General features: G+C 38.9%; 10 protein-coding genes. 2 read left to right on the top strand and 8 right to left on the bottom strand.

What is annotated here, in order from left to right:
* Positions 1 to 8 precede the first annotated feature (8 nt).
* The 6 genes from miaA to BUB66_RS09220 form a co-directional block, all read right to left on the bottom strand.
* The gene (gene miaA, locus BUB66_RS09190) at positions 9 to 953 is read right to left on the bottom strand and encodes a tRNA (adenosine(37)-N6)-dimethylallyltransferase MiaA (RefSeq protein WP_073257809.1); all 945 of its coding nucleotides are present in this window, start codon (positions 951 to 953) and stop codon (positions 9 to 11) included.
* Positions 946 to 2,703, bottom strand: a complete 1,758-nt coding sequence (gene mutL / locus BUB66_RS09195; protein WP_073257811.1) for a DNA mismatch repair endonuclease MutL — start codon at positions 2,701 to 2,703, stop codon at positions 946 to 948. The genes miaA and mutL overlap by 8 nt, the downstream gene beginning before the upstream one ends.
* Before the next feature lie 12 nt (positions 2,704 to 2,715).
* Positions 2,716 to 5,313, bottom strand: a complete 2,598-nt coding sequence (gene mutS / locus BUB66_RS09200) for a DNA mismatch repair protein MutS (protein WP_073257813.1) — start codon at positions 5,311 to 5,313, stop codon at positions 2,716 to 2,718.
* A 28-nt stretch (positions 5,314 to 5,341) separates the two neighbouring features.
* Positions 5,342 to 6,661 (bottom strand): tRNA (N6-isopentenyl adenosine(37)-C2)-methylthiotransferase MiaB, encoded by a 1,320-nt coding sequence (gene miaB, locus BUB66_RS09205; RefSeq protein WP_073257815.1) that lies wholly within the window; start codon positions 6,659 to 6,661, stop codon positions 5,342 to 5,344.
* A 92-nt stretch (positions 6,662 to 6,753) separates the two neighbouring features.
* Positions 6,754 to 7,518: a uracil-DNA glycosylase gene (locus BUB66_RS09210; protein ID WP_084098961.1), complete on the bottom strand. Its 765-nt coding sequence runs from the start codon at positions 7,516 to 7,518 to the stop codon at positions 6,754 to 6,756.
* Positions 7,519 to 7,931: 413 nt separating this feature from the next.
* The gene (locus tag BUB66_RS09220; protein WP_084098963.1) at positions 7,932 to 9,365 is read right to left on the bottom strand and encodes a VanW family protein; all 1,434 of its coding nucleotides are present in this window, start codon (positions 9,363 to 9,365) and stop codon (positions 7,932 to 7,934) included.
* Positions 9,366 to 9,621: 256 nt separating this feature from the next.
* On the opposite strand from BUB66_RS09220, the gene BUB66_RS12240 reads away from it, so the two are divergent.
* Positions 9,622 to 9,945 carry a hypothetical protein gene (locus BUB66_RS12240; RefSeq protein ID WP_198409425.1) on the top strand — a complete coding sequence of 108 codons (324 nt, stop codon included), beginning with the start codon at positions 9,622 to 9,624 and terminating at the stop codon, positions 9,943 to 9,945.
* Positions 9,946 to 10,140: 195 nt separating this feature from the next.
* Positions 10,141 to 10,365 carry a hypothetical protein gene (locus tag BUB66_RS12740; protein ID WP_425291878.1) on the top strand — a complete coding sequence of 75 codons (225 nt, stop codon included), beginning with the start codon at positions 10,141 to 10,143 and terminating at the stop codon, positions 10,363 to 10,365.
* On the opposite strand, the gene BUB66_RS09235 is transcribed toward BUB66_RS12740, so the two are convergent.
* Positions 10,362 to 11,759, bottom strand: a complete 1,398-nt coding sequence (locus tag BUB66_RS09235; RefSeq protein WP_073257830.1) for an oxaloacetate decarboxylase subunit alpha — start codon at positions 11,757 to 11,759, stop codon at positions 10,362 to 10,364. The genes BUB66_RS12740 and BUB66_RS09235 overlap by 4 nt on opposite strands.
* Positions 11,760 to 11,794: 35 nt before the next feature.
* A partial coding sequence (locus BUB66_RS09240; protein WP_143156259.1) for a sodium ion-translocating decarboxylase subunit beta occupies positions 11,795 to 11,893 on the bottom strand: 99 nt, incomplete at its 5' end.

The raw sequence follows: 11,893 nt of genomic DNA on the forward strand, positions 1-11,893 counted from the left end.
GTTATATTCTAGGAATTTTTCGATTTTCCTTCAACGGATTTAATAATATTTTCTATAATTTTTTCTTTGCCTTCTTTGGATACATCGAACCAAATAATATTTTTGTCTTTTCTAAACCAGGTGTACTGTCTTTTTGCATATCTTCGGGTATCTCTGGAAATTAAGTAAATGGCTTCATGTAATGTAATGCGTCCTTCTAAATAATCTATTATTTCTCGGTAACCAAGAGCCTGCATGGAGTTCAGTTCTTTCGTATATCCCATTGCAAGAAGTTTTTTCACTTCATCCACCCAACCATTTTCAATCATCTTCTGTACTCTCATGTTTATCCTATTATAAAGTTCCTCTCTCGGTCTGGTGAGACCAAAAATTAACAACTCGTAAGGACTTCCCCGCTTTTTGGTTAACTCCTCAAAATGAGAAAAAGGCACACCCGTTTTTATATAGACTTCTAAAGCTCTTATAACCCTTCTCAAATTGTTTGGATGGATTTTTTCTGCGGCCTTTGGATCGATTTGTTTTAATTTGCTGTATAGATATTCATTGCCGTATTTTTCGGCTTCAACTTTCAACTGCCTTCTTAGACTTTCATCTTTGTCAAAGCTGGAAAATGTATAACCGTAACAGACGGCGTTTACATAAAGTCCAGTCCCTCCTGTAAGAATGGGTATCTTGCCGCGGCTGTGGATATCGGCAATGAATTTTTCCGCTAGTGCTTTGAATTCTGCTACGCTGAATTCTTCATCCGGGTAGATAATATCTACCATGTGATGAGGAACACCTTTTCTTTCCTCGAGGGTTGGTTTTGCCGTACCGATATCCATATATTTGTAAATTTGCATTGAATCGGCTGAGATTATCTCTCCATCTAATTTTAGTGCTACTTCTATAGATACTTCGGTTTTCCCCACGGCAGTAGGACCTACGATGGCTACTAATATTTTTTTATCCATTTATCCGCTTAAATTTCTTTTCTAATTCGTAAATTGTAATTGAAATCATCGTAGGTCTTCCGTGGGGACAGGAATATGGATTTTTTGTGTTCATAAGCTGATTCAAGAGCTCCTGCATTTCATCAAAAGAAAGATCATCGCCCGCCTTTATTGCAGTATGACATGCCATAGAAGCTAAGAATTTTTCGCGTGAGCGCCATCTTAGTTCGCCATTTTCTTTTAACTCATCAATTGCTTCTCGCAAAGATTCCGGTTGCACTGGTTTATTTAAAAGATAAGGTACCGATCTAATTAATAGCGTGTCTTTTCCAAATGTCTCGAAGTCAAATCCCATTTTTCTTATGAGGTCGCTGTTTTCCTCCACAAAATTTATTTCTTCAAAAGTAAGTTTTAAGGTTAACGGACATACTAGCTCTTGCGAAATGTCCTGTGAATTTAATCCTTCAGAATATCTTTCAAAAAGTATTCTTTCGTGGGCTGCATGCTGATCTATCAGGTAAAATTCTTTTTCTCCTTGAACTACAATATACGTCTTAAAAAGCTGCCCTAAAATCCGGGTAAAATGAACGTCGAAAATGGGGCTTTCTGTTCTCACATCCTTACCGGTATTCCCATACTGCTCATTAGTTTTAATTTTGTTTTCTATTTTTCCATAAATTTTGGTAAAATATTCTTCTTTCAACAAGCTTTCATTTTCCGCCGTGCTGTATCGTTCGGAAAAGTTAATTTTAGAAAAGCTCAGTTTTTCTTTTGGTACCAATGTGGTTCTAGATAAACCTTCCCTAATGGTTTCGTATAAAGACTGAAGCACTTCATTTTCACATTGAAATCTTATTTCAGTTTTAGCGGGATGAACATTGACATCTATTAACGAGCTTTCTATTTCTATTTTTACGAAAGCTATGGGAAATTTATCGTTAGGTATTAAGCTTTTATAAGCCTTTTCTAAAGAAACGCTCAAACCTTTGTCTTTTACAAGGCGTCCATTGACAAAAAACGTTTCCCAGGATCTATTTCCCCGTGTGTGCTTTGGAGGCGATGTGTAGCCGTATATACGGCCAAAATTGAATGTTTTGTCGACTAAGATCATGTCTTTTGCTATATCGAATCCGTAAATCCTGGCTATTACTTCTTGCAGATTTCCATTGCCAGGAGTGAAGAGCACTTCTTTACCGTCTACGGATAACTTGAAAGATATGTCGGGGTGACCTATTGCATATTTTGATACAAGGTCCACAATTAGAGAGGATTCTCTCGACGACGACTGAAGAAATTTTAAGCGCGCGGGTGTATTGAAAAAAATATCCTTTACAATTATACAACAGCCTTCTTTCACGGCTGCTTCTTCGAATTCTTCTATGATACCTCCCCGCAGCGTGCATTTGGTTCCAATCGATGATTCCCTTGTCTTCGTAAAAACGGTTAATACAGAAACCGATGCAATGCTGGGTAAAGCTTCACCCCTAAAACCGAGGGTATTTATTTTAAATATATCATCCAAATTTGATATTTTGCTTGTGGCATGTCTTTCGAAGGCGAGCCTGACGTCATCAGGATCCATGCCTTCGCCGTCGTCTGTAACTTTTATAAGGCTTTTTCCTCCTTTTTCGATTTCAACAAAAATATGCTTGCTTCCTGCATCGATAGAATTTTCAATGAGTTCCTTTACGACGGAGACCGGTCTTTCTATGACTTCGCCAGCCGCTATTTTGGCCGAGATACTATCATCCAATATTTTGATCTTTCCCATTTTACTTTCTCCTTAAATCAGTTTTTGTTTAATTGAATAAAGTAAATTGAGAGCTTCCAAAGGAGTTATAGTGTTTATATCCAAATCTTTAATTAATCTAATGACCTGTTCATTTTTTATGCTTTCTATATTAAGCTGTGTCTCACTTGAAGTTGAAGCAACATCTTCGACTGCCGCTATTTGTTTCGCTTGAATGTTTGATTTGTCATGCTGTTCTAATTCCTCAAGAATTTGTTGAGCCCTGTGTATAACGTTTTTTGGTAATCCAGCAAGTTTTGCTACCTGAATGCCGTAACTTTTGTCGGCTTCTCCATCTACAATTTTTCTTAAAAATATAATGTCTTCTCCACGCTCTTTCACTAGAACCTTAAAATTTTTAACACCTTTTAGTTTCTTTAGCTGAGTTATCTCATGGTAATGGGTGGCAAAAAGAGTTTTCGCCTTTATATGTTTGTTGATATATTCTATTACAGCCCACGCGATGCTTAGACCATCATAAGTACTAGTGCCTCGGCCAATTTCATCTAGAATGAGTAAGCTCTTAGAAGTGGCGTTCTTTAATATATTGGCCACTTCTATCATTTCCACCATAAAAGTGCTCTGGCCTGATGCGAGGTTATCAGAAGCGCCAATTCGAGTGAAGATGCGGTCAACTATTCCGATTTGAGCACTTTTTGCTGGTACAAAACTCCCTATATGAGCCATGAGCACTATCAGGGCTACTTGTCTCATATAGGTAGATTTTCCTGCCATGTTGGGGCCTGTGATAATCGATATCATTGAATCTTTACAATCTATATGAGTATCATTGGGGATAAACATTTCATCTTTGAGAGTCAGCTCTACAACGGGGTGACGTCCTTCTATTATATGTATTTCATCGTTTAATGTGAGTTCAGGCTTTACGTAATTGTTACATGCTGCAACTTCGGCAAGCGATAATAATACATCCAGGACGGAAATTACTTGAGAGCTTTTTTTGAGCCTTGGTATTTCTGCAATGAGTTTTTCGCGGATTTGGCAGAAAACTTCATATTCCAGTTCTAAAAGTTTTTCTTCAGCACCCAGGATGAGTGATTCATATTCCTTTAACTCTTCGGTTACAAATCTTTCGCCATTTGCTAGAGTTTGTTTCCTAATATATTCTTTTGGGACTAATGGTAAGTTGGCTTTTGTAACTTCGATGTAATATCCGAATACTTTGTTATAGCCTACTTTCAATGATTTTATACCAGTTCTTTCCTTCTCTTTTCTTTCGAGTTCTGCTATCCAGTTCTTGCCTTCAGTAGCTGCTTTTCTCAATTTATCGATGTCGGCATTAAAACCATCCTTTATTAATCCTCCCTCTTTAAGGGATAGCGGTGGGTCTTCGTTGATTGAGTTTTCCAGAATTTCATATACATCGTTTAATGGATCTAGATCATTGTGAAGTGTTACCAATAATTTAGTGCTGCATCTAGCCAGCAGTTCTTTTATTTTTGGGAAATATTTAACCGTGTTTTTGATAGCTAAAAGGTCTCTTGCATTGACGTTCCCACATACCAGCTTTCCTGTTAGCCTTTCAAGGTCGTATAAATTTTTAAGCTGTTCTTTTAATTCTTGTCGAAGAAAATAGTCGTTATAGAACTCTTCTACAGCATCCTGCCGTTCTTTTATCTTAATGATGTCTATTAAAGGTTGTTCTATCCACTTTCTCAAAGTTCGACCGCCCATAGGCGTTTCTGTTTTGTCAAGCACCCAAAATAATGTCCCGTATCTTTTTCCGTCGGCCAAGGATTCGGTTAGCTCCAAATTTTTACGGCAGGAAATATCAAGAACCATGTATTCGTTTCTTTCATAATACTTAATGGAATTGATATGGTTTAAGGTAAGCTTTTGGGTTTCTCTCAAATAATTGAGACACGCTCCGGAAGCGATGACGGAGTAGGTTTTTTTTAAAATATCTGCGAGCTGTTCTTCGCCAAATTGTGATAATAGGAGTTCTTTTGCCGATTCTAAATTAAAATAATCGTCTTCCCTAGTAGTGAGCAGAAAATTAAAATTGGTTTTCAATGTTTTTTTAAGTAATTCGTCATTATAAAAAGAGATATTTACCAAACATTCCGGAGGTTCAAGCTTTGAAAGTTCATCGAGCAGTTCCTGGTAGGGATATGGGCTTTGGATTTCGGTGGTTAAAAATTCACCAGTCATCAAATCTGCCGCAGCAATTCCAAAATTATGTTTTTCCCTGTAAATGCAAACTAAATAATTATTCTTTTTTTCATCGAGGGCATTTATTTCTGTAATAGTGCCCGGCGTTATTATCTTTACGACTTCGCGCTTTACTATCCCCTTTGCTTTTTTGGGATCTTCCACCTGTTCACATATTACAACTTTATAACCTTTGTTTATTAATTTGTATATATATTGGTCCGCTGCGTGGTAAGGAACACCAGCCATGGGAACCCGATTCTCCGGGTCTCGCGAAGTTAGCGCTATTTCGAGTTCCTTTGCAGCGATATGAGCGTCTTCAAAAAACATTTCGTAAAAATCACCGAGGCGAAAAAACACTATATAATCTTTGTATTTTTCTTTTATTTCTCTATATTGCTTTATCATCGGAGTATCCATTTAAAAATTTAAAACCCTCCTTAAGGAACTACTTTAACAATTTTCCTATTAACGACCACGTGTGTGGTTCTGTTATTTTTACTTTTACTATTTTCCCAATATATTCCTCGGGGCCTTCAAAATTAACCACCTTGTTTGTCCTAGTCCTTCCTGTCAGTCTATGGGGATTGTTTCGGCTTATACCTTCAACGAGCAATTCAACTATTTGATTTTTAAGTAATTTATTCTTTTTGGCGCTGATAGAATCCTGAAGTTTCATTAGTCGATTCAACCGGTCCTTTTTCACTTCTTCGTCCACCTGATTTTCCATTTCGGCAGCCGGTGTACCTTTTCGCTTGGAGTAAGCAAACATGAAAGCTTGGTCAAATTCAACTCTTTTTACAAGGTCCAACGTGTCTTGAAAATCTTCTTCTGTTTCCCCGGGAAAACCAACTATTATATCAGTGGAAATTGCAATTTCTGGTATAGCATTTCTTAATTTTTCTACTAATTTCATATAGTGTTCTCTTGTATATCTTCTATTCATTGCTTCGAGTACCTTATTGCTCCCTGCCTGTACCGGCAAGTGAATATGCTCGCATACTTTTTCGCAGTCCTTCATGGCTTCGATGAGTTCGTCGGAAAGGTCTTTTGGATGAGAAGTGGTGAACCTAATCCTTTCGATTCCGTCGATTTCGTTCAAACGCCTCAAAAGAGCCGGAAATTTAACCTCCCCACTTAGATCTTTGCCGTAAGAATTTACATTCTGACCCAACAAATTAATTTCTTTAAAACCCTGTTTTGCCAATTCTTCCACTTCTTTAATTATATCTTGAGGTTTCCTGCTTTTTTCTCTACCTCTTACGTAGGGGACGATGCAATATGTGCAGAAGTTGTTGCACCCGTAAGTTATAGTGACCCACGCCTTTACTTTATCTTCCCGCTCTATCGGTAAATTCTCCTCTACCGCAGAATAGTCTCCACTCGTTTCAATTACGGTCATATTGGCTAGCCTGGCGTTTTCTATTAACTGGGGCAGTTTGTGTACATTGTGTATCCCGAATATTAAATCAACGTAGGGGAAATGTTCCGTTATATATTCAACTACATGAGGCTGTTGAACCATGCATCCGCATATTCCGATTATTAAATTAGGATTTCTCTGTTTAAATTGTTTTAAATGTCCAAGCCTGCCGTATACTTTTTTTTCGGCGTTTTCTCTTACACAGCAGGTATTGAGGATAATTATATCCGCTTCTTTGAGATTATCAACCGGGCAATATCCAATTTTTTGGAGTACTCCTGAAATAACTTCCGTGTCATGAAGATTCATTTGGCAGCCCCATGTCAATATATGGTATTTGAGCATGTTTATCCCTCCAAAATTAACGTAACTTTAGCCTTTAATATTATAGCCATTTTGTTCAGATAAAACAATAAAGCTCCGTTTAGTGAAAAAGTTTAATTGAATTTATAATCGCCATTTAATTCCTTTACTTTTGCTATCGCCCTAGTAAAATCGTGCCACACTTGCCACTTTACCCTTTTTAGAGTTTCTCCTCCCTGTCTTAGAATGTATGCGGGATGAAAGGTTGGCATAATCCAAAAACCTCTTTCATAAATCCACTGTCCCCTGCTTTGTACAATACTGCTTTTAGGCTTGAAATAATTGAGAGGTACCGATCCAAGGGTTATTATAACCTTCGGTGAAATAAATTCAAGTTCTAGTTCTAAAATTTTTGAGCAAGCTTTTACTTCGCTGGCAAGAGGCGTTCTATTTTTAGGAGGGCGACATTTTACTACATTAGTTATGTAAACTTTTTTGCGGTCTATGTTGAGCTTGTTTAGAATTACCGTCAGTAATTCACCTGCCCTCCCTACAAAAGGTCTACCCAATCTATCTTCTTCAAAACCAGGAGCTTCTCCTATCAGCATCAAAGGGGAATTCCATTCACCTTCACCCGGCACCTTTTGAGTATGGCAATCGGCAAGGTGAAGCGGACATTCTCTGCATTCGTAAAGCAGTTCGCACACCTTGATTTTTATAAACTCCCTTAGTTTTAATGACTGTTCGTCTTTTCTGTGTATCCTTTTTATCAGCTCGCTATAGTAAATTTCCTCTATACCGTATTCTTTTTTTAAATCCATTAATATTTTAATATTTTGGGGTAAATCAATTTCCCTGCCACCGAAAATGGAAACTATTTTATTTGCAAAGTTTTCCATAATTTTACGACCTCCGCTCGTCTATTTGTTATTATAACATAATTTAGACTTTATTTAGACTTTAAGACTTTAGAGTTTCTTTGTACTCTTTCCTAAGATGCCACAGTAGGCCGTTGTAGACCTTGGTGGCACAGAACATGGCATCCTTCAGAACAGCTTGTCTGCACGGATTTGGGCTTTGAGTGTGATTAGAGGCACTCAATTGCCTCCTTATCTCCCTCTGTCTTTTGAGCTTCGATGTACCGCTATGGTAACATACCGCGCAACGGCTGTAAATACCGGAGCGATGTGGATCCGTGTATCCCCTCAATGAATTGAGGGGGATTACTGCCCCCTCACGCTCCACCATTTTTCTAAACAAGAAGACCCCTTTTGGGGGTCAGAGATTAGTTTAGTTGATTTTTGTTTTATAGTTATGATTTTTGACTTTCCACTAGGTGGGTTTGTGTCTGCGGTTCTTTTTTACCTACATAAAGGATGGTGGTGGTGGGATTGTATATATCCGTTGATACCAGCTTTTTTTCCTGCCTGCCGTCATCATAAGTAGTAATTTTCCAAACTCTAACCTGATAGCCTGGTTTTCCCTCGTTGATGTGTATTTTCCCTTTTTCTAAACTGTAATCTTCTTTTATGTTGACAGGGGGCGGAATTCTTTTTACAACCTCTGAAACTATATTTATTTTTTTATCACTTTTTTTACTACCATAGAATTTCATCGTAAGTGTGTCACCTTTAATTTCGGTGTAAAGAAGCAAATATCCCCCCGTTGAGTTTTTGAATTTTAAGTCGATAACTCCGTAATTTACCGTTGCATCCCTGCCTAGGGGGACATAACTTACTGGCAAAGAATGGTTTGACCTTTCTATGATTTCAAGATCTGCAAGTAAAGCAAGATTATAAAGGGTAGTAGAAAGCTGACATACGCCCCCTCCTATACCGGCAGAAACTTTATTATTTAAAAAAATTGGAGCTTCTTTATATCCTTCTTCAATCGTCCGCTTCCCTACTACATTGTTAAAGGAAAAAATTTCTCCCGGGGGTATTATGTGATTTTTTAGCTTTTCCGCTGCCAGTCTTATATTAGTACTTCTCCCGGCTTGCGTTTTGTCGAATTTTGTTGAAAAGCTGGCGATTTCTTCTTTTATATTCATCTTAAAAAGAGTTTCTTGGGTTATTCCAGGTTTAATAGCGATTACTGGGACGGATATTTTTCTTTTTTCGCTCCATACAATTTTGAGGATTTCTTGTTTTAGATTTTCTTCATCGACTTTTATACCCTCTTTTTCTTTTTCGATTATAATTATTCCATCTATTATTTTGAACTCAGCGTTTTTAGGCTCACAAGCTATTTCTCCAGAGATTATCTCGAGTATTTTTTGAAAAGGCTCATCTTTTATTTTAATTGCAAGCTCAATTTTTTTAGGATTAAAACTGAATTTTACTCGGTTGAAAAATCTAAATAGAAAGTTCTTACTCTTTCCTGCAGAAATTGCTTCATGTACGGTTTTTTCAATTTGTACTTCCACCAATTCTTCTGGAATAATATTCCAGGTTTTATCCGAAGATTGCAGAATAAGAGGGTCCCTTAGGCGCGTATTAACAAAATTTGCCAATTTTTCTCTTGCTTTTGCTTCGGTGAGTCCCCCTACGTATACTTGCCCTATATATATTCCTTCAAAAACTTTTTTGCTGTTTCTTGCTTCAAAAATATATATACCTAACAAAAAAGTAGCTATCCATAAAAACAAGATCTCAAAAATAATGTATGATTTTCTGTTCATAGAAAGATCACCTTTGTCGCGAAGTTCTACTTTATGTATAATATCAGTGGTATAAAAAAAATTCAAAAAACCTCCTTCCGGAGGTTTTAAGTTGGTACGTTCCGAAAAACTTTTTCTTTTTTCTTTTACAAAACTCCAGCTAGAATGCCCCCGATTTTAATCGGGAGATGAATGGCGGCTTGCTATTTTTTCTCCGGTAAGGCGTGTGAACTTTTTGAACTCAACCGCGGCACCCTCCAGTATGCCATGCTCAAAGCATTGTCCGCCAGACGCTCATACCTTTCCCACATAAAGAAGGGCAAGAAATCCAGCCTGCCCAAATTTGATTCTATTCAATACATCAGCTGCCATCAGGCACATGGGTCATCAAGTTCCCTGTCTCTCCGGTAGGAGCCAGATAGCAGTGCCCATTGCCACTTCTAAATACCATGCAAAAAGGCTCCAGGACCTGGCAGGAGCTTCCTGTCGACAAAGGTCCATGGAGATGCTGTCTAACAATATCTTCTTTGACGGCCGAAAGGTGAGGTGGCGCAAGGAACGGTGGGCAGTAAGGAGGGTTGCACTTCAGCAGGCGGGCTGGCTTTCCCGCGTCTCCGAAGTGCGGGAATGCTTCCCGGTAAAACCGGAAGACCCAAGGCTGGTTTAAATACATGCGGACAAGGTGTAGGCATTAAAAATAGCTGCGAGAGTGCTCGATGCTCTCGGGGCATGACCCCGGGAGAAAGGGGAGCGTGACACCCCTTAAGGCCAAGGTAATGATCCGGGTAGACCGGAGAATGCTGGCTAACCTGTGGCTTGTGCCCGTCCCACGATGGGATGCTCCTAATTCATTAGGGGGAGGATGTCACTGAAAAAAGCCCTATTTCAGGATGATGACATTGAAACGGCAGATCTCCTGGCAGGAACCACATTTTATGCATTTATCGTGATCAATGACGTGGGGTTTTTTAGCTTCCCCGCGGATAGCTCCTCCGGGACATACCCTGGCGGACGAAAAGAATTAACAAAAAAGACTGTCAGCAACTATTTTGTCGACAGTCTTCAATCTCGCAACGTAGGTTTTTAAACTGGATAGTATTTAAATTTATTTTCACCTACTAGATTGTGATCAAACTGATATTTTTTCGCCTGCCTCTCTTGGAAGAATTTGATGGCTATCTGCGGGAATAATGCGTAGGTGAGCACATCTTCTTCTTTTTCCAAATAATATCCTGCTTCTTTGTATGCTTTTTCCAGCTCCGGTTCTAAAAGGTCCGCAGGGCGACATTCTATCATTTCTTCGTCTCCAATAATCTTTTTCTTTATTTCCGGATTAATTGGCGCAGGTGGCTTACCATAAAGTCCCCTTACGTAATTTTTTACTTCATTTATGACTACTTTATATCTTTCGCCGGTTATAACATTTATTACCGCCTGAGTTCCTACAATTTGGCTGGTAGGCGTAACTAAAGGCGGGTAACCCAAATCCTCCCGCACCCGCGGAACTTCCTTTAAAACTTCGGGTAATTTGTTGAGGGCGTTTTGGTCCTTCAGTTGGCTTGTAAGATTCGACAGCATGCCGCCCGGAATCTGGTAGTTTAAAACTGCCGTGTCTACCATTGTAATGACGCTGTCTATTTTGTAGTTCGAACGTACTTTTTTGAAGTGCTCGGCTATTTCAGATAATAATTCCATATCCAGGTCCGTATCGTAAGGAGTTCCTTTTAAAACCGCTACCATCGTCTCCGTCGCCGGCTGAGAAGTGCCCATCGCAAAAGGCGACATGGCGGTGTCTATCACATCTGCCCCGGCTTCTATCGCTTTTAGATAAGTCATCGAAGCCATTCCGCTCGTATAGTGGCTGTGTATCTGAATAGGAACGGAAATCTGCTCCTTTAATTTTGTCACAAGGTCAAAGGCGGTGTATGGCGAAAGTAATCCTGCCATGTCTTTTATGCACAAGGAGTCTATACCTAATTCAACTAAATCTTTGGCTAAGGAAACGAAATATTTATTGTTGTGTACAGGACTTATTGTGTAAACAACCGTCCCCTGTACGTGAGCACCGCTTTTTTTCGCAACTTCTATGGATTTTTTCATGTTCCTTATATCGTTTAGCGCATCAAATATCCTTATTATGTCTATCCCGTTTTCTACAGATTTCTTGACGAATAGTTCTACCACGTCATCGGGATAATGGCGGTATCCCAGCAGGTTTTGACCTCTTAATAGCATCTGAAGAGGTGTCTTTTTGATTTTTTCTTTGAGAATTCTGAGCCTTATCCAGGGGTCTTCGCTTAGGTAGCGTATGCAACTGTCGAAAGTTGCCCCACCCCATACTTCTAAAGAATGAAATCCTACTTCGTCGAGTTTCTCTGCGATTGGAAGCATTTCCTCAGTTTTCATTCGGGTTGCTATAAGGGATTGATGGGCATCCCGCAAAATAGTGTCGGTTATCCCTATTTTTCTTTTTTCACTCATAAAATCATCCCTCGCAGTTTTTTGCATTTTTGCTATTATCCCCCATATAGCGAAAGCAGCACTCCCGCAGCTATTGCAGAACCTATTACACCTGCCACATTAGGCCCCATTGCGTGCATGAGAATGAAATTCCC

It is taken from the genome of Caldanaerovirga acetigignens, assembly GCF_900142995.1.
GTDB lineage: Bacteria > Bacillota > Thermosediminibacteria > Thermosediminibacterales > Thermosediminibacteraceae > Fervidicola > Fervidicola acetigignens.